Source organism: Neorhizobium sp. NPDC001467 (genome assembly GCF_050275975.1).
Classification (GTDB): Bacteria; Pseudomonadota; Alphaproteobacteria; order Rhizobiales; family Rhizobiaceae; genus Neorhizobium.
This window is the reverse complement of the sequence record NZ_JBNNPS010000001.1, coordinates 25,559-43,501: the sequence shown is the minus strand read 5'-3', so window position 1 is coordinate 43,501 and position 17,943 is coordinate 25,559. Positions and strand designations below refer to the sequence as shown.

General features: G+C 62.0%; 14 protein-coding genes. 3 read left to right on the top strand and 11 right to left on the bottom strand.

What is annotated here, in order from left to right:
- Positions 1 to 62 precede the first annotated feature (62 nt).
- The 6 genes from ACQKKX_RS00205 to ACQKKX_RS00180 form a co-directional block, all read right to left on the bottom strand.
- Entirely contained in the window at positions 63 to 1,763 is a 1,701-nt protein-coding gene (locus ACQKKX_RS00205; protein WP_427567684.1) for a sensor histidine kinase, read from the bottom strand.
- A 346-nt stretch (positions 1,764 to 2,109) separates the two neighbouring features.
- Positions 2,110 to 2,883, bottom strand: coding sequence for a BON domain-containing protein (locus tag ACQKKX_RS00200; RefSeq protein ID WP_427567682.1), 774 nt, complete (start codon positions 2,881 to 2,883; stop codon positions 2,110 to 2,112).
- A 141-nt stretch (positions 2,884 to 3,024) separates the two neighbouring features.
- Complete coding sequence (locus ACQKKX_RS00195; protein ID WP_427567681.1) at positions 3,025 to 4,131, bottom strand: ABC transporter ATP-binding protein; 1,107 nt, start codon at positions 4,129 to 4,131, stop codon at positions 3,025 to 3,027.
- Positions 4,132 to 4,149: 18 nt separating this feature from the next.
- Positions 4,150 to 5,034, bottom strand: coding sequence for a carbohydrate ABC transporter permease (locus tag ACQKKX_RS00190; protein ID WP_427567679.1), 885 nt, complete (start codon positions 5,032 to 5,034; stop codon positions 4,150 to 4,152).
- The gene (locus ACQKKX_RS00185; RefSeq protein ID WP_427567677.1) at positions 5,034 to 5,957 is read right to left on the bottom strand and encodes a carbohydrate ABC transporter permease; all 924 of its coding nucleotides are present in this window, start codon (positions 5,955 to 5,957) and stop codon (positions 5,034 to 5,036) included. The genes ACQKKX_RS00190 and ACQKKX_RS00185 overlap by 1 nt, the downstream gene beginning before the upstream one ends.
- A gap of 272 nt (positions 5,958 to 6,229) precedes the next feature.
- The gene (locus ACQKKX_RS00180) at positions 6,230 to 7,480 is read right to left on the bottom strand and encodes an ABC transporter substrate-binding protein (RefSeq protein ID WP_427569298.1); all 1,251 of its coding nucleotides are present in this window, start codon (positions 7,478 to 7,480) and stop codon (positions 6,230 to 6,232) included.
- A 249-nt stretch (positions 7,481 to 7,729) separates the two neighbouring features.
- Here ACQKKX_RS00180 and ACQKKX_RS00175 point away from each other — a divergent pair, with 249 nt between their 5' ends.
- Positions 7,730 to 8,863 (top strand): LacI family transcriptional regulator, encoded by a 1,134-nt coding sequence (locus ACQKKX_RS00175; protein ID WP_427567675.1) that lies wholly within the window; start codon positions 7,730 to 7,732, stop codon positions 8,861 to 8,863.
- Positions 8,864 to 9,046: 183 nt separating this feature from the next.
- Here ACQKKX_RS00175 and ACQKKX_RS00170 read toward each other — a convergent pair whose 3' ends face one another.
- From ACQKKX_RS00170 to ACQKKX_RS00150, 5 genes are all read right to left on the bottom strand, one after another.
- Positions 9,047 to 10,552: a tripartite tricarboxylate transporter permease gene (locus tag ACQKKX_RS00170; RefSeq protein ID WP_427567673.1), complete on the bottom strand. Its 1,506-nt coding sequence runs from the start codon at positions 10,550 to 10,552 to the stop codon at positions 9,047 to 9,049.
- A 12-nt stretch (positions 10,553 to 10,564) separates the two neighbouring features.
- A complete protein-coding gene (locus tag ACQKKX_RS00165) occupies positions 10,565 to 11,026 on the bottom strand; it encodes a tripartite tricarboxylate transporter TctB family protein (protein ID WP_427567671.1) in 462 nt (153 codons plus the stop codon).
- 304 nt (positions 11,027 to 11,330) lie between these two features.
- Entirely contained in the window at positions 11,331 to 12,314 is a 984-nt protein-coding gene (locus ACQKKX_RS00160; RefSeq protein WP_427567669.1) for a tripartite tricarboxylate transporter substrate-binding protein, read from the bottom strand.
- A gap of 221 nt (positions 12,315 to 12,535) precedes the next feature.
- A complete protein-coding gene (locus tag ACQKKX_RS00155; RefSeq protein WP_427567667.1) occupies positions 12,536 to 13,909 on the bottom strand; it encodes a sigma-54-dependent transcriptional regulator in 1,374 nt (457 codons plus the stop codon).
- Positions 13,906 to 15,735: a sensor histidine kinase gene (locus tag ACQKKX_RS00150; RefSeq protein WP_427567665.1), complete on the bottom strand. Its 1,830-nt coding sequence runs from the start codon at positions 15,733 to 15,735 to the stop codon at positions 13,906 to 13,908. Before ACQKKX_RS00150 ends, ACQKKX_RS00155 begins: the two co-directional genes overlap by 4 nt.
- Before the next feature lie 340 nt (positions 15,736 to 16,075).
- Here ACQKKX_RS00150 and ACQKKX_RS00145 point away from each other — a divergent pair, with 340 nt between their 5' ends.
- Complete coding sequence (locus tag ACQKKX_RS00145; protein WP_427567663.1) at positions 16,076 to 16,555, top strand: DUF4126 domain-containing protein; 480 nt, start codon at positions 16,076 to 16,078, stop codon at positions 16,553 to 16,555.
- Positions 16,552 to 17,928 (top strand): FAD-containing oxidoreductase, encoded by a 1,377-nt coding sequence (locus tag ACQKKX_RS00140; protein WP_427567661.1) that lies wholly within the window; start codon positions 16,552 to 16,554, stop codon positions 17,926 to 17,928. Before ACQKKX_RS00145 ends, ACQKKX_RS00140 begins: the two co-directional genes overlap by 4 nt.
- The last annotated feature ends 15 nt before the right edge of the window (positions 17,929 to 17,943 follow it).

The following is a 17,943-nucleotide window of genomic DNA, read 5'->3' as shown; positions in this document are numbered from 1 at the left end:
GGCGAGACTGGCGGCTTGGTTCCGTGCGCGCGCGATTGGTACGCTGGCGCGCAATGCCGGTGTCACCCGAGCTTCGCGGCCTCCTGCCGGCGATCCTCGGCGGTGCGTTCCAGCTGGTTGCGCGGTGCCGTCAGCGTCCAGCGGAAACCCTCGGGCAGATAGTCGACATCAGCCCGGCCGACAAAGGCGGCCGCCGCATGGCGCTTGATGATGGTCGTGCCGAAGCCGGTGGAGGACGGCGTGCGCACGGGCGGTCCGCCGCTTTCGCTCCAGACCAGTTTCAGTGTCTGCTCGCCGCTCTCCGTGGCGATATCACCCCAGGAAATCAGAACCCGGCCGTGCGGCGTCGACAGCGCCCCGTATTTCATCGAATTGGTCGTCAGTTCGTGCAGGATGAGACCGAGATTTTGTACGGCCTCGGCCTTGAGGGTGAAATCCTCGCCGCGCATGTCGACCTGCTTCAGCGTCTCATCGAAATTCGCAAGATGAATTTCGATGACGCGGCGCATCGGCACGCCGGCCCATTGCTCGCGTGCCAGAGCCTCGATCGAGCGCCCGAGCCCCTGCAGACGCGTACTGATGGCGGTCTGGAATTCCTCCATCGTGGTACCCTGGCGCGCCAGCTGGCGCATCATCGCCTGGATCAGCGTCAGGATGTTCTTGGTGCGGTGCACCAGTTCATGCAGGATCAGGTGAATGCGGTCTTCCGCCTGGCTGCGGTCGAAAGAAGCATTGGACAGCGCGATCGCGACCTGATTGGCCTCCACGATTTTCGTGTCCACCGGCGAGACGATCTCGCCGCGACCGATACGCTCGGCCATGGCGGCGATCTCCCGGATCGAAACACGCAGCTGCCGTCCGACGAGCGAGGCAAAACCGAAGCCGATGAGAAGAAGCACGAGGCTGCCGACGATCAGCGAGCGCCAGGTGCTGAGAATAGTCGCCTGCGCCGACGCGATCGGTCCCCAGACGATGACGCGCCACGCCCATTCGGGGTGAATGTAATAGCCGTACATCTGCTTCGGGGATCCGCCGACATCCTCGATCGTGCCGTTCTCTCCGCGCATCAGGAGAAGGGTATCGGCGGGAAAAGCACTGGCAATGGGCAGGTTCGAGGCACCGTTGACGGCGACGACCTTGCCGGTCTGGTCGACGACGGCTGCCGACCAGCCCGGTGGCAGCCCCTCAGTAGAGAGCACATCCTTGAGGTCGGTAACATTCTGGGTGAGGATGAGAGCCGCGCCCTCCCCCGCCATCTCCCTGGGCAACGGATGGGTAAGATTGAACACCCAGTTGCCGCTGGTCGCGCCACGGAACACGTCGGACACTTCCGTGCGTCCCGAGCGCAGCGCCGAGGCTAGGGACGGCAGGTTGCCCATCTTGCCAAGCGCCGTCTCGAAGGGGACGCGGGTGTTGAGAAGAAGCTGGCCGTCCTCGGCGACCAGCAGGGCATAGAGCGAACTGCCGCGCAGGCTGTCCTGCGTGCGCCTATGAAACGCTTCCAGTTCGCCGCGTTCGAGTTCCGGAGAATTGCCGAGCAGCGTCAGCGTCGTTGCCATGTCGCGCAGGTCGCGGTCGATGGTGCGCCCGAGAAGCTGGGCATCCTGGGCGGTTTCCGCGTTGAGAACTTCGCGTTCGCTATGCTCCAGCTGCAGCATCAGGAAAACCACGAAACCAATCAGCGGCAGGGCGATGACGGCGGCAAAGGCCGTGAGATAGGCGCCGATCGTCGCCTTGGGAAACAGGTGCGAAAACCTACCCATGCAACGCACTCAACTCTCTCGCGCCGGACGACTGTTTCGCGGCCCCCGCATTCGGCATTCCAGTTTCCCGTCCCAGGAGATTATTGTCTTCTAGCCGAGTTTGCAGTCGAAACCAAGTTCCATTCAGCGTCGGAAACAGGCGGATGCGCGCCGCGGGTTTCCCGCGATGCCAGGCGTTATAAGCTTTTCGTGCCCGGACATCGGGGAAATGGCGGTAGTGGCTACCGGGCAGATCTCGGCTTCAGCCATGCCGGGCAGTGGTTCCGACAAAACGATTCGGGCCGCCAGATGGCGGCCCGCGAGGGACAGAATTCTGCATTCCGCATTCATGCGGAGTAGTAAGTGCTTACACGACGGTCGAGCCGGTGAGGATATCGGTTGTGCCGGTGCTGACGCGCAGATTGTTCTGCACATGGGAAACGCCGGAAATGTCATCGGCAATATCTTCCGCGCGACGCTTGTCCCAGCGGCTGGAGACAGAGCCTTCGAGCGTCACCTCGGATTCCTTGACGGTAACCGAGATATTCGACGCGTCGAGCATCGGATCGTCGCTCAGCCGGTCGTTGATATCTTCCTCAATACGTGCGTCGGACCGCTTGTAGCCCTTCGGACCCTTGCCGCGATGCTCATCCATCGCCCGGCGTTCACGTGCCGCGTCATCGCCGAACCAGGATGCCACCTCGTCGCTCGCGCGGTCCACAAAGCCACGGCGGCCGTCATTGCGATCGTCGTAACCGCGATCCTGGTATCGGCCGGAGTCGGAATAAACCGGGTCCCGTTGGCGCTCGCCGAAACGGTATTCCGGCCGGTTGCGGTTGCGGTCGAAATCGCCACGGTAGGTATCGCGACCACCGGCACTGGAAGACGCACTGCTGCCATAGCGGGAATCGCTATACCCGGCATCCGACGACCGGATGTCGCGGTTCAGCCTGTTCTCGTGGGTGTTGTGCCGATCCTCATAGGAACGTTCGCCGAAGGGTTCGGTACTGAAACGATGATTGTCGCGTTCGCGCGGATAGTCGCGCTCCGAAAACCCGAATTCGCCGGTGGACGTATCGCGGTCCTGACGGTTGCGATCGTTGTTGAAACCGCCCGATGGGTTATAGCTGCCATTGGCCATTGATGTGTCTCCTCATTTGAATTGGCCTCGCATGTCCGAGACAGTGTCCGAACAGAGGATGAGGAGGATTGTTCCGAGCCTTGCGAATACGAAGGAGAGGCGTCGGCTCGCAGCGCTTCCGGGCCAACGCCGCATTGGCGATCAGAGGCGAAGGCCGGTTTGAGGATCGAAGACGACGGCCTTGTCGAGATTAAAGGCGAAACGGAAACGGTCGCCCGGCTGGCAGGAGACGTCCGCACGGGTGCGCGCGGTAAAATGCTTGCCGCCAAGGTCGGCCGTCACGAACGTGTCGGAACCGGTCGGCTCGGTCATGACCACCGGCGCTTCGATACGCGCGACGGAGCGCGCCAAGGGATCGGCAAGTCCGGTATCGGTGATCGCTTCCGGGCGCAGGCCGAGCAGAACCGTCTGGCCCTCGCTCAAAGCGCCGGCTGCCACGGTCGGCGGCACCGGAATGCCGATATTCTCGCCGCCGACCACTACGATCCGGGCGTCCGCGCCGGTACCCGCAACCTTGCCATCCAGCATGTTCATGGCCGGCGAGCCCATGAAATCGGCCACGAACAGGTTGGCGGGCAGATTGTAGATTTCCGCCGGCGTGCCGACCTGCTGCACGGTGCCTTCCTTCAACACGACGATCTTGGTCGCCAGCGTCATCGCCTCGATCTGGTCGTGGGTGACGTAGACGATGGTCGCGTGCGTGTTCTGGTGCAGCGCCTTGATCTCCGCACGCACTTCGACGCGCAGTTTTGCGTCGAGGTTGGACAGCGGTTCGTCGAAAAGGAAGACGCGGGGCTTGCGCACCAGAGCACGGCCCATGGCGACACGCTGGCGCTGGCCGCCGGAGAGCTGGCTCGGACGGCGGGTCAGCAAGTGCTCGATCTGCAGCGTCTTTGCCGCAACTCTTACCGCCGCCGCGCGCTCGTCCTTCGGCACGCCGCGCATTTCCAGTGCGAAGGCGATGTTTTCTTCCACCGTCATGTTGGGATAGAGCGCGTAGGACTGGAACACCATGGCGATATCGCGTTGCGACGGGTGCAGATCATTGACCACCTGACCGTCGATGACGATGTCGCCCGAGGTCAGCGGCAACAGGCCGGCAATGGCGTTCAATAGCGTGGACTTGCCGCAGCCGGACGGGCCGACGAGAACGAGAAAACCGCCCTTTTCCAGCTCGATATCGATGCCCTTGAGGACTTCGACACTGCCGATCTTCTTGCGCAGGTTCCTGATTTCAAGAAAGCTCATGAGTTTATCCCTTGGGATTTAGCCTTTGACTGCGCCGGCCATCAGACCGCGCACGAAATAGCGTCCGGCGACGATGTAGACGAACAGCGTCGGAAGTGCCGCGAAGACGGCGGCGGCCATGTCGACATTGTATTCCTTCACGCCGGTGGAGGAGGCAACGAGGTTGTTGAGCGCCACCGTCATCGGCGAGGAACCGCCGGACGAGAAGGACACGCCGAACAGGAAGTCGTTCCAGATATTGGTGAACTGGTAGATGACGGTGACGACGATGATCGGCCCCGAGGTCGGCAGAAGGATGCGCCAGAAGATGCGGAAGAAACCGGCACCATCCATCATCGCCGCCTTGATCAGTTCGTCCGGAAACGCCTCGTAATAGTTTCGGAAGAACAGCGTGGTGAAGCCCAACCCGTAGATCACGTGCACGAAGACGAGGCCGGTCGTGGTGTTGGCGATGCCCATCATGCCGAGCATGCGCGCCATCGGGATCAAGACCGTCTGAAACGGGATGAAGCAGGCAAACAGCATCATGCCGAAAACGATCTTGTGGCCCGGAAAGCGCCACTTGGTCAGCACGTAGCCGTTGAGCGCGCCGAGCAGTGTCGAAATGATCACCGCCGGAACCACCATTTTTATGGAGTTCCAGAAATAGCCCTTGATGCCGGTGCAGGTGACGCCGATGCAGGCTTCGCCCCATGCCTTGGTCCATGCCGCGATCGACGGCGAGGACGGCAGAGACAGCATGTCGCCGCCGCGGATCTCGTCGAGCGATTTGAGCGATGTGGTCAGCATCACATAAAGCGGCAGAAGATAGATGGCGGCGAGCAAAAGCAGCAGGCCATAGATCACCAGGCGGGCGGTTTTTGCCGAGCCGCCGCTGACGGTTTCATGGACAGCGCCGCTCATCAACGTTTCTCCCTGAGTTCCGAATAGAGATAGGGCACGATGATCGCCGTGATCCCCATGAGCATCATCACCGCACTGGCCGAACCGACAGCCATCTGGCTGCGTGTGAAGGTGTAGGAATACATGAAGGTCGAGGGCAGTTCGGTGGCATTGCCGGGGCCGCCGCCGGTGAGCGCGATGACGAGGTCATAGGACTTGATCGCCATATGCGCGAGCACGATGAAGGCCGAGAGGAAAACCGGTCGCAACATCGGGATGATGATGCGGCGATAGATCTTGGTGAGCGGCGCACCATCGATTTGCGCGGCCTTGATGATCTCGCCGTCGATGCCGCGCAGGCCGGCAAGGAACATCGCCATGACGAAACCGGACGCCTGCCAGACACCGGCAATGACGACGGTATAGATCGCCATGTCCGGGTTCACCAGCCAGTCGAATTTGAAACTTTCCCAGCCGAGATTGTGCATGGTGTTTTCAATGCCGAGGCCGGGGTTCAGAAACCATTTCCAGGCAGTCCCCGTGACCACGAAGGACAGCGCCATCGGATAAAGAAAGATCGGCCGCAAAACGCCTTCGGCGCGGATGCGCTGGTCCATCAGAATGGCAAGGCCAAGACCGATGGAAATGCAGATGCCGATATAAAGCACACCGAAAATGGCGAGGTTCTTGATCGCCATATACCAGTTCGGTTGCGACCACAGGCGCACATAGGCATCGAAACCGACCAGCTTGTAGACCGGCAGGATGCGCGAATTGGTGAAGGAGAGATAGACCGTCCACAGAATGAAACCATAGACGAACAGCAGGATCACCGCAAAGGACGGCGCCAGCACGAGTTTCGGCAGCCACCCGCGCAGCCCATCCGCGAAAGAGCGGCGCGGCGGTTCTGGCACCACGGCGGGGACCGGTTCGATTGTGGTCATGATGATCTCCGGCGGATATCGGATAGTCTCGGCAGGTTGTCGGGATGATGGGTTGCGTTGATGGTCGCGGCAAAAGCCCTTCATCCGCCTGTCGGCACCTCCTCCCCGTTCTGACGGGGAGAAGGGAGATGTGGCATCGTCCTCGTCTCAATCGAGCCTGAAAGGCGTCGGGACGTCCTTCTTTGCTGACCGACCAGTGTGGCAAGTCCCCACTCCCCGCACGGGGGGAGAGAGGGTTAGGGTGAGGGACAGACCTCGCCCTAACCCGCCAATCACTTGGCGGCGGCAACCGCTTCCGGCAGACGCTTCAAGGCCGCAGCCGTATCGATCTGGCCGTTCAGATGCTGGGTCACGACGTCAAAGATCGCTTCCTTGACGGCGCCGGGCTGGGCGTAACCATGTGCCAGCGAACCGACCAGCGTGCCGGCCTTTGCGGCTTCGGCGACATCCTTGATGCCCTTCTTGCCGCAATCGTCGAACTGGTCGCCGGGCACGTCGGTGCGGGCCGGGACGGAACCCTTGACGGTGTTGAAGGCGATCTGGAAGGCCGGATCCTCGACAGCGGATGCCAGCTTCATCTGCGCGTCGCGCTTGTCGTCACCCACATCGAACATCACGAACTGGTCGGCGTTGAAGAGCACGTTGCCCTGCGTGCCGGGGAAGCGCATGCACACGAAATCGGTGCCCGGCTTCTTGTTGGCGCGCAGCCATTCGCCCTTCGACCAATCGCCCATCTGCTGGGCGCCGGCCTTGCCTTCGATGACGAGTGCCGTCGAGAGGTTCCAGTCGCGACCGGAGAAATTCGGGTCGAAATAGGTACGCAGCTTCGACATCGTGTCGAACACCTTCTTCATCTGATCGCCCGAAAGAGCAGCCGGGTCGAGGTCGATGACCGCCTTCTTGTAGAAATCCATGCCGCCGGTCGAAAGAACGACGGATTCCCACATGGTGGCATCCTGCCATGGCTGGCCGCCATGGGCGATCGGCGTCAGGCCCTGTTCCTTGAACTTGTCGAGCAGCGCGATCAGTTCGTCGATGTTCTGGGGCTCTTTGCCGCCTGCCTTGTCGAAAGCAGCCTTGTTGAGCCACAGCCAATTGGTGGAGTGCACGTTGACCGGGGCAGCGATCCAGTGATCGTCATATTTGGAAAACGCCTGCAGCGCTTCCGGGATGACCTTCGCCCAACCCTGCTTTTCAGCCAGCTCGTCGAGATTGCCGACAACGCCCTGTTCGGCCCAGTCGCGGATATCGAAGCCGAGCATCTGCACGGCGGTCGGTGCATCACCTGAGGTGACGCGGGCACGAAGCGCGGTCATGGCCTGAACGCCGGAACCGCCGGCAACCGGCATATCCTTCCAGGAAACGCCTTCCTTGGCGAGGTTTTCCTTCAAGACGTTGAGCGCTGCGGCTTCACCGCCTGCGGTCCACCAATGCAGGACTTCGACCTCTTCGGCAGCCTTTGCCGAACCGGCAGCCAATGCAATCAATGCAGCGCCAGCAGCGAGGCTGGCGAAGTTACGCATGTTCATGATCTCTCTCCCTCAAATCCGGTCTCCTCTCCGGACATGCAGATTTATAACGATACAACCCCGGTGGGTGTCAACCCGCATTCAGCACTTTGTCAAGGCTCACGGCTTTCGACCTAAACAATTGAAAGATAAGGATAACGGTAGGAGGCCGAAATCGGAACTTGAAATATCCCTCGGCTTTTGCAACGTTTTCACGATGTCGCGCGGACCCCGGCCTGCGCGCGACATGGAGGAGGATGACAGATGTCGCCGGACGATCTCGACGAGCGCCGTGCGCGACGCGGCAAGAGGGCTGCGCATGCCGGCAAGGCGGGGGAGCCTGCATGGCTATCCACGCCCGCCAACCTGCCGGCGCCCGTGACGACTGTGACGCCGTTGAGGACGGCGGCACTCAAGCCGACATTGCGGACCATCGCGCAGATCACCGGACTGGCGGTGACCACCGTTTCGCGGGCGCTTGCCGGCGCACCGCAGATCGCGCTGGAAACCCGGCAGCGCGTGGCGCAGGTCGCCGCCGAGATCGGCTACCTGCCGGACCGTGCGGCCCAGCGCCTGCGCACCGGTCGCACCAATGTCATCAGCCTGATCCTTGACCCGCACGAGGAAATTCTCGGCTACGCGACCTCGATGATCAACGGCCTGACATCGGCATTGCGCGGCACGCCCTACCACCTCGTCATTTCGCCGCATTTTTCCGACAGTCCGCAGATCGAGCCGGTAAGCCATATCCTGCGCAACCGGCTCGCCGATGGCATCATCTTTACCCGTACCCAGCCGATGGACGACCGGGTGAAACTTCTGATGCAGAACGACTTTCCGTTCATCTGTCACGGCCGCACGGAACTGGCGACACCGCATCCCTTCGTCGATTACGACAATTTCGCCTTTGCCTACCGCGCGGCCAAGAAACTGATCGCATCCGGCTGTACCAAGCTGGCGATCGTGCTGCCGCCCGAGACCTTCACCTTCGCGCATCACATGCGCCACGGCTTCATGGCCGCCGTGCGCGAGGAAGGCGTCGATTTCGAGATTGCGGAGGGGGTGACGCTCGACAGCAAATCCGATGCGATCCGCCGGCATTTCGACGCGCGCCTGCGCGGCCCCTCGCCGCCGGACGGTTTTGTCTGTGGTGGCGAGGTTGTGGCGATGGCGATCATGGCCGCCTGCTACGACCGAGGTCTTCTGCCGGGCCGCGAAGTCGATTTCGTCGCCAAACAGACGTCGGGCCTGTTCGACCAGATCCGTCCGAGGATCGAAACGATCTACGAGGACCTGACGCAGGCCGGTCTGCTTATGGGACAATTGCTGCTGCGGCGCATTGCGGGACCGGTGACGGCTGAGGAATTGCAGCATGTGCAGAGGCTCGAAGACGCGTGAAAACCGGATCGGGGAACCCCGGTCCGGTTGCCTTTGATGACGCTGCCGTTCGATATTGTCGTCATCCTCGGCCCTGTGCTGAGGATCTAACCACCTCACCGACATCATGCCGTTGCAGATCCTCGGGACAAGCCCGAGGATGCATCGGAGGGGTTTTCGGCCTTCTCGGCGGCCTGCTAATCCTCAATCCTCTTCCTGGAACACCACTTCGCGCTTGGCCTTGACGCTCGGCAGGAAGACGATGACCAGAACCGCAGCCGCGATGAACAGCAGGCCGGCGCTGATCGGGCGGGTGACGAAGGTGGTCGCATCGCCGCGCGACAGGATCATCGCACGTCTGAGATTTTCCTCCAGCAACGGCCCCAGCACGAAGCCCAGAAGCAGTGGCGCCGGCTCGCAACGCAGTTTCACCAGCACGTAACCGATAAAGCCGAAAAACGCGACGGCATAGAGGTCGTAGACGTTGGAATTGACGCTGTAGACGCCGATCGAGCAGAAGGCCATGATGATCGGGAAGAGCACGTAATAGGGGATGGTCAGAAGCTTCACCCAAAGCCCGATCAGCGGCAGGTTGAGAATGACCAGCATCAGGTTGCCGATCCACATCGAGGCGATGATGCCCCAGAACAGAGCCGGCTGTTCGGTCGCGACATTCGGGCCGGGTACGATGCCCTGAATGATCATTGCGCCGATCATCAGCGCCATGACCGGATTGGCCGGAATGCCGAGGGTCAAAAGCGGAATGAACGAGGTCTGGGCGCCGGCATTGTTGGCGCTTTCGGGTCCAGCCACACCGGCAATCGCGCCCTGGCCGAATTCCTCCGGATTTTTCGAGACCTTCTTTTCGATCGTATAGGAGGCAAAGGCCGCAAGCACGGCACCGCCGCCCGGCAGGATGCCAAGAAGTGAGCCGACAGCGGTACCGCGCAGAACCGGCGCGATCATCGCCCGGAAATCCTCGCGGCTCGGCATCAGTCCGCTGACCTTGGACATCAGCACCGAGCGGGTGCTTTCGTTTTCGAGATTGCGCAGGATTTCCGCGATACCGAAGATCCCGACGGCGACGGCGACGAAATTGAGGCCGTCGGAATATTCCCGGATGCCCAGCGTGAAGCGCGGCGTTCCGGAATAGATGTCGGTGCCGACGAGGCCAAGCAACAGGCCGAGCGACACCATGGCCAGCGCCTTGACGACCGAGCCGTGCGCAAGCGCGATCGAGGAGACAAGCCCGACCACCATCAGCGAGAAATATTCGGCGGCGCCGAATTGCAGCGCCACGTCTGTGAGCGGCGGTGCAAATACGGCGACAAGGAAAGTCGACACCGTGCCGGCGAAGAAGGAACCGATGGCGGCGATGGCAAGTGCTGCACCCGCCCTGCCCTTGCGCGCCATCTGGTAGCCGTCGATGGCGGTGACGGCCGAAGAGGATTCGCCCGGCATGTTAATGAGAATGGCGGTGGTGGAACCGCCATATTGTGCGCCGTAATAGATGCCGGCCAGCATGATCAGCGAGGAGACCGGCTCCAGCTGGAAGGTGATCGGCAGGAGCATGGCGATGGTGGCGGTGGCGCCGATGCCGGGCAAGACCCCGATCAGCGTCCCGAGCAGCACGCCGATGAGGCAGAAGAACAGGTTTTCGATTGAGCTTGCAGTGGAAAAACCGAGCGCGAGATTGTCAAAAAGTTCCATGTGGCGCTGATCCTAATAGCTCAGCCAGGGGCCGAAAATGCGGAAAGGCAGGCCGAGGCCATAGGTGAAGACCAGGACCGAGAACACCGTGACGGCCGCAGACAGGGCAACAGCGGCAGGCGGCTTCATGCGGGTCGAGGCAAAGCAGGCCACGAAGGCGCAGATGAACAGCGATGGTGCAAAACCCAGTCCCCGCACGGTGATGCCGAACAGGATGGGAGCCGCGAGGATGAAGAGCATGCCGCGCCAGGCAATGCCGCTGATCGCCTCGTGAACCACACGCAGCGACTGCAGGAGAATGATGCCGCCGAACAGGATGAGCGCCAAGGCCAGAATGAACGGGAAATAACCCGGCCCCATGCGAAACGCCGTGCCGAGTTCCAGATCGAGTGACTGCAGGGCGAAAAAGATGCCAAGACCGACGAAGATCAGCCCGCAGATGAGATTGGTTCTATCGAATTTCAGGGAGTTCATGGTGTCTCCGATGCGTGTGGATCGGGTGGTTTTTTGATCGTCCGCCTTGGTTAGCCGTGTGCGGAAATCCACCCCTCGTTCGTCTGCCGGCACCCACCGGGGATGGGTCGCTTGCCCCGTCCGGTCCTGCGCCCCCCACTCGTGGGGAGATGGGAGAGGTGGCACCGTCCCGCCTTAACCTCTAAGGGCTGGTCTGGCACGTCCCTCTCCCCGCTTTACGGGGAGAGGCGGTGAGCACACAGTGCTCACCGGGTGAGGGGCAATCCAAAACCCATTAGAGGCAAGGGACCGACTGGCGAACCTGTCAGTCCGCGTATTGTCCCGCGGCCTTGATGACCGGTTCCCAACGGGCGATTTCACTTTCAAGCTTCGCCTTCAGCGCCGACGGCGTGCCATCTGCTTCCGGCGAAGGCAGCGTGCCAAGTTCGGCGAAACGGGTGGCGATGTTCGGATCCTTCAAGGCTACCTGCAAAGCCTTGGAGAGGCGCTCGTTGGCTTCCGCCGGCGTGCCCTTCGGCGTGTAGATGCCGTGCCAGATACCCACCTGCATGGCCGGCATGCCTTCTTCGGCAACCGTGGGCAGATCCTTGAAGATCGCAAGGCGCTCCGGCGAGGTTACGGCATAGGCCTTGATCGTGCCGCCCTGGATCTGCTTGGTGGTGTTGGTGGTCTGGTCGCACATGATATCGACCTGACCGCCCAGGAGATCGGTCATGGCAGGGCCGGTGCCCTTGTAAGGCACGGTGACGAGCGGTGTCTCGATCGCCGACATGAACAGCATGCCGCACAGATGCGAGGCAGCGCCGATACCGGCATTGGCCACCGTCACCTTGTCGCTATTGGCCTTGGCATATTCCACCAGACCCTTGAAATCCTTGACGTCGAGATCCTTGCGGGCAACCACCGTCATCGGCACATCGGTGACGAGGCCGACATAATCGAAGGCGTTCAGCGTGTCATAGGGCAGTTTGCGGTAAAGCGTGGCGCTGGTGGCCATGCCGATATGATGCAGAAGCACGGTATAGCCATCCGCATCCGCATTGGCGACACGACCGGCACCGAGCGTGCCACCGGCGCCACCGACATTTTCGACGATGATCTGCTGGCCGAGATCTTTCGACATGGATTCGGCGACAAGACGCGCAACCGTATCGGTCGGGCCGCCGGCCGCGAACGGCACGACCATGGTGATCGAGCGTGTCGGATAGGTTTGCGCGAAGGCAGCCGTTGCCATGACACCCGCAGCGGCAAACGCCGCCGCGCCAAGAATCGTATTCAGGATTTTCATTGTTATCCTCCCAGATAAACTTGACCGGACGGCCACGGCTCCTCCCGCTTCGTCCGAATGTTTTATCTGTCCGCAGCCTCGGGGCGGCGCGCAATCAGGCGCTTTGCATGTGCCGGTTTTTTCCCGAATACGAAGCGGCAAATGTGTGGAAATCCACCCATGACAATCATCCGGTGAGTATGTTTCCACCCATCGGACTGCCTTTTCGAAAACGCAGCCGATCAGCCATCCGCCTCGCCCACATAGACGTGGTCAGCACTTAGCAATTTCTTGTCCAGCCCATGACGCTGCATCTTCTCGTAAAGCGTCTTGCGGGAGATGCCGAGCTGTTCATAGACCGGCCGCAAGGCTCCCCCATGCGCTGCGATGGCATCGGCAATCACGGTGCGCTCAAACGCCGCCACCTTTTCCGCAAGCCGTCCGTCCGGCAATTTCGCAGCGCTCGAAGCATCACCCGGATTGAGGTCCAGCCCGAGCACCAGCCTATCTGCGGCATTGCGGAGTTCGCGCACATTGCCCGGCCAGTCGCGTTGCGCGACGGTGGTCAGCAGCTCGTGCGAAATCGACTGATCCTCGCGGCCATACCGCGCCGCCGCCTCCCGCACCAGCTGCAGGAAAAGCAGCGGGATATCGGCACGTCTTTCTCTCAAGGAGGGCACATGCACGGTGGCAACATTCAGCCGGTAGAGAAGATCGGCGCGGAAACGTCCGGCCAGCACTTCCGCTTCCAGATCGACCTTGCTCGTCGCAATGAAACGCACGTCGAGTTCCACCGTCTCGTTGGAACCGAGCCGATTGATGACCCGCTCCTGCAAGACCCGCAGAAGTTTCGCCTGAAGGTCGAAGGGCATGGAGCCGATCTCGTCGAGCAGGATCGTCCCTCCCCGGCCATGCTCGAATTTGCCGTAACGCGGGCGGAGCGCGCCGGGAAACGCGCCCGGTTCGTGCCCGAACAGCTCGCTTTCGATCAAATTTTCCGGCAAGGCCGCGCAATTGATGGCAACAAACGGGCGGTTGGCGCGCGGGCTGACATCGTGCAGGGCGCGTGCCACTACTTCCTTGCCCGCGCCCGTCGCGCCGATCACCAGCGTATCGGCATCCGTGGCGCCGATGGCGCGTATGGCATAGCGCAGATCGACCATGGCCTGGGTGCGTCCCGGCAGCCGGGTTTCGAGGTCGTCGCGCTTGCCGGCCACCGCCTTCAGACGGCGGTTTTCCAGCACCAGCGCACGCCGGTCGAGCGCGCGGCGGATAATGCCGGCCAGATGCTGGATGGTGAAGGGTTTTTCGAGAAAGTCATACGCCCCTTCCCGCATCGCCTTCACCGCCAGTTGCACATCGCCGTGGCCGGTGACGAGAATGACCGGAATCTCTGCATCCAGTTCGCGGATCCGGTGCAGCAGCGTCATGCCATCCAGCCCCGGCATGCGGATATCGCTCACCACGATGCCGTCGAAACTGAACCCGGTCAGTTCCAGCACATGATCGGCATTGGAAAAGGTCTGCACATTGAGGCCTGCCAGTTCCAGCGCCTGGCTGGTGGAGCGCCGCAACTCTTCCTCGTCATCGATCAGAAGCACGCGCTGCTCGCTCATTCAGCGGCCCTCCCGATGGCGGCCTCGGCCGAGGTCAGATCGATGGCAAACACCGCGCCGCCTTCCGGGTGGTCGGTGACGCTGAGGCTGCCGCCAAAATCCTTGACGATATTGTAGGAGATCGACAGGCCAAGCCCCAGCCCCTTGCCGACGCCCTTGGTGGTGTAGAAGGGATCAAAGATGCGCTCGCGAATGGCAGCCGGCACGCCCGGACCAAGATCGCGCACGGTGATCAACACCCGCCCGTCATCGCTGCGGGCAGAGGCAACGGTGATGCGCCGATTTTCCAATCCCTTGATGGCATCGGCGGCATTGGTGATGATGTTGACCAGCACCTGCTGCAGCCGCACGGCGCCAGCCAGCACGACGGGCGGCGGCGTGTCCATCTCGATCATCAGCGTCGCATCGGCGGCACGCAGACGTGCATCGACGATTTCCAGCGTATCGCGCATCACGTCATCGAAGGACACAACGGACAGCTTTTCCTCCGGCTTGCGGGCAAAATTGCGCAGGTGGCGGCTGATCGAGGCCATGCGGTCGATCAGCGCCGAGATGCGCTTCAGATTGTCGCTGGCCTCGCCCGGCCGCCCGCGTTCGATCAGCAGCATGGCACTGTCCGCATAGGTTTTTGTTGCCGCAAGCGGCTGGTTGAACTCATGCGAAAGGGCGGCGGACATCTGCCCCAGCCCCGCCAGTTTGCCGGCCTGGATGAGATCCGCCTGGGTGCGTCGCAAGCGGCGTTCGGTCAGCCGACGTTCGGCGATTTCCTGCTTGATCTGACCATTGACGCGGGCGAGATCGGCGGTGCGTTCTGCCACCCGCCGCTCCAGATTTTCCTGCGCCTCCGCCTGCAGCTTGATGCGCTCGGCCAGCCGCATGCGCCGCTGCACCAGAATGGCGCCACCGAGAAAGGCAAGGCAGACGAGCAGGACGGCGACGATGGTCGAATTGCGTGCTTGTGCCCTCACCGAGGCGGTATCCATCAGCACCGATACGGTCCACCCGGCTTCGGGCATGCCTTGCGATACCGCGAGAAATTCCTTGGTCGCCCCCTCCTCCGCAAGCGACAGCATGTCATGCTCGCCATCTTTGGTTCGCTGAACCGGTAGTTCGCGCAACACGGCATCGGAATAACGACGCGAGGCTTTTGTATCAGCCAGCCGCTCCGGCGTCAGCGGCAGAAAGCTGCTATAGAGCCAGTGCGGCGTGCCGGTCATGAAGATGATGCCCTGCGGATCGGAGACCACGATACGGCTGTCGCCGTCACCCCAGGATGCCTCGATACCGTCGATATCCACCTTGAAGACGATGACTCCAAAAATCGTGCCGCCGATCTCGATGGGTGACGAAAAGTAATAGCCGCGTTTGGCCGACGTGGTGCCGAGGGCATAAAAGCGCGACTGTCGTCCGGCCGCCGCCTCCTGAAAATAGGGACGGTAGCTGAAATTCTCGCCAACGAAACTGGTATCGCTGTCGAAATTGCTGGCGGCGATGGTTTTGCCGTCCATGGTCATGACATAGATGTCCGAGGATTTCAGAAGCGTATTGATCTCTTTCAGGTAAAGATTGGTAGCATCGCGCAGACCCGGATTGGCCGGGTCAACGATCAGCGCCTCGACATCCTCATGGTCGGCGATCAAGGCAGGCAAGGCCTCGTAGCGGCGCAGATGCCCGTCGAGTGCCGAGACGGCGAGGCGCAGTGTCGTGCCGGCCTGCTCTGATGCATCGCGCATGTAACTGCGGCCGGCAACCGTGCCGCCATGCACGATCAGCGCCAGTGCCAAAGCCGCCAGACCAGCGGCCAACGGGACGAAACGTGTTTTCAAGAAAGCCCGGGCTCCTCCTCCCGCACTCAGTGCCGGGTTATTCTAAGCAAGACGGGGCAATTGTCACCACGGCGCGAAAAAATCGCCGCAATACGCTTAGAAAAATACAGCTTCCGCGCGAAGCGGAACCGTGCTTATCTTCCGTTCGAACGCGGGCGCACACTATACGAAACAGGCGCATCCGGGTCGGCGATCCGATTGCCGGCGTCGCCTTTAGGCATGCGGTGCGGGTTTGCGGCCTGATCCCGCGATGGGGACGCGAGAGTTTGGCGGCCGGGCCTCTGGCACAACGCTTATTCGTCAATACGGGGCGCGTTGGCGTCCAAGGGGGAACGGGGTCATGATATATCTACTTGCACTTCTCATCGGTGTAGTGGCGGCTCTGAGGGCCCTGACCGCGCCCGCCGCCGTAAGCTGGGCCGCCTATCTCGGCTGGCTCGATCTTTCGGCCACCTGGCTTTCCTTCATGGCCTCGGCCTGGGCCGTCGGCATCTTCACCGTCCTTGCCATCGGTGAACTCATCACCGATCAGTTGCCCTCGACACCGAGCCGCAAGGTTGCGCCGCAATTCGGTGCCCGGCTCGTCATGGGCGCGCTCGCCGGTGCGGTCATCGGCGCCGGCAGCGGTGTCTGGATCGGCGGGCTGATTGCCGGCATCATCGGCGCGGCCATCGGCACCTATGGCGGCGCGGCCCTGCGCACCCGGCTGGCGATCGGCTTCCACCGCGATCCGCCGGCGGCTCTGGTCGAAGATGCGATTGCCATCATCGCCGCCTATCTGATCATCGCCGCGCTCCCGGCAGGCGTCGTGACCCCATGATGCAATCCTTCGACGCCATCATCATCGGCACCGGGCAGGCCGGGCCGTCGCTGGCGGGCCGCCTCACCGCGGCCGGGCAAAGCGTTGCGATCATCGAGCGCAAGCATGTCGGCGGCACCTGCGTCAACACCGGCTGCATGCCGACCAAGGCGCTGGTGGCGAGCGCCTATGCCGCGCATCTCGCCCGACGCGGTGCGGAATATGGCGTCGTGCTCGGCGACGATATCGCCATCGACATGCCCAGGGTAAAACAACGCTCGCATCAGGTGACACTCAACGCCCGCAACAACAACGAGACATGGCTGTGCAACATGGAGCGCTGCACCTTCATCGAAGGGCATGCGCGGCTGGAAAGCAGCAACACGGTGCGCGTCGGCGATGCGCTGCTGACCGCACCAAAAATCTTTCTGAATGTTGGCGGACGCGCAACCATTCCCGATTTTCCGGGCATCAACGACGTGCCCTACCTCACCAATACGTCCGTCGTGATGCTGGAACGCGTGCCGGACCATCTGGTCGTGGTCGGTGGCAGCTATATCGGGCTGGAATTCGCGCAGATCTACCGCCGGTTCGGCGCCCGGGTGACCGTGGTCGAAAAAGGGCCGCGGCTCCTTGCCCGCGAGGACGAGGATGTGTCCGATGCGGTGCGACAGATCCTGGAAGCGGAGGGCATCGAAATCCGTACCGATGCCGAGTGTATCCGTTTCGCCAGACATGACGATGGCGTTTCGGTCGGCGTCAGTTGCACGCAGGGTGAGCCGGAGGTGATCGGCTCGGATGTGCTGCTTGCCGTCGGCCGCCGTCCCAATACCGACGATCTCGGTCTCGACAAGGCGGGCGTCGACACCGACGCGCGCGGTTACATCACCGTCAATGACGATCTCTCCACCAGCGTCGAAGGCATCTGGGCGCTGGGCGATTGCAACGGCCGCGGCGCCTTCACCCACACCGCCTACAATGATTTCGAGATCGTCGCCGCCAACCTGCTCGATGGCGAGAACCGCAAACTGTCGGACCGCGTTCCCGGTTACGCGCTTTACATCGACCCGCCGCTCGGCCGTGTCGGGTGGACGGAAAAGCAGGCCCGCGAAAGCGGCAGGAACATCCTTGTCGGCACCCGTCCCATGAGCCGCGTCGGGCGCGCCATCGAAAAGGGCGAGACGCAAGGCTTCATGAAGATCATCGCCGATGCCGACACACGCCAGATCCTCGGGGCCTCGATTCTCGGAACCGGCGGCGACGAGGCGATCCACGGCGTGCTCGACATGATGAATGAGGCCGCACCCTATGACAGCCTGCGCTGGGCCGTACCGATCCATCCCACCGTGTCGGAACTCTGGCCGACGGTCATCCTGTCCATGGTCAGGACTTAACGAAAGAGTAACCCC

What these genes read in the sequence shown, in the direction of transcription:
- ACQKKX_RS00205 (WP_427567684.1), bottom strand. Translation starts at nt 1,763, where the DNA reads ATGGGTAGGTTTTCGCACCTGTTTCCCAAGGCGACGATCGGCGCCTAT.
- ACQKKX_RS00200 (WP_427567682.1), bottom strand. Translation starts at nt 2,883, where the DNA reads ATGGCCAATGGCAGCTATAACCCATCGGGCGGTTTCAACAACGATCGC.
- ACQKKX_RS00195 (WP_427567681.1), bottom strand. Translation starts at nt 4,131, where the DNA reads ATGAGCTTTCTTGAAATCAGGAACCTGCGCAAGAAGATCGGCAGTGTC.
- ACQKKX_RS00190 (WP_427567679.1), bottom strand. Translation starts at nt 5,034, where the DNA reads ATGAGCGGCGCTGTCCATGAAACCGTCAGCGGCGGCTCGGCAAAAACC.
- ACQKKX_RS00185 (WP_427567677.1), bottom strand. Translation starts at nt 5,957, where the DNA reads ATGACCACAATCGAACCGGTCCCCGCCGTGGTGCCAGAACCGCCGCGC.
- ACQKKX_RS00180 (WP_427569298.1), bottom strand. Translation starts at nt 7,480, where the DNA reads ATGCGTAACTTCGCCAGCCTCGCTGCTGGCGCTGCATTGATTGCATTG.
- ACQKKX_RS00175 (WP_427567675.1), top strand. Translation starts at nt 7,730, where the DNA reads ATGTCGCCGGACGATCTCGACGAGCGCCGTGCGCGACGCGGCAAGAGG.
- ACQKKX_RS00170 (WP_427567673.1), bottom strand. Translation starts at nt 10,552, where the DNA reads ATGGAACTTTTTGACAATCTCGCGCTCGGTTTTTCCACTGCAAGCTCA.
- ACQKKX_RS00165 (WP_427567671.1), bottom strand. Translation starts at nt 11,026, where the DNA reads ATGAACTCCCTGAAATTCGATAGAACCAATCTCATCTGCGGGCTGATC.
- ACQKKX_RS00160 (WP_427567669.1), bottom strand. Translation starts at nt 12,314, where the DNA reads ATGAAAATCCTGAATACGATTCTTGGCGCGGCGGCGTTTGCCGCTGCG.
- ACQKKX_RS00155 (WP_427567667.1), bottom strand. Translation starts at nt 13,909, where the DNA reads ATGAGCGAGCAGCGCGTGCTTCTGATCGATGACGAGGAAGAGTTGCGG.
- ACQKKX_RS00145 (WP_427567663.1), top strand. Translation starts at nt 16,076, where the DNA reads ATGATATATCTACTTGCACTTCTCATCGGTGTAGTGGCGGCTCTGAGG.
- ACQKKX_RS00140 (WP_427567661.1), top strand. Translation starts at nt 16,552, where the DNA reads ATGATGCAATCCTTCGACGCCATCATCATCGGCACCGGGCAGGCCGGG.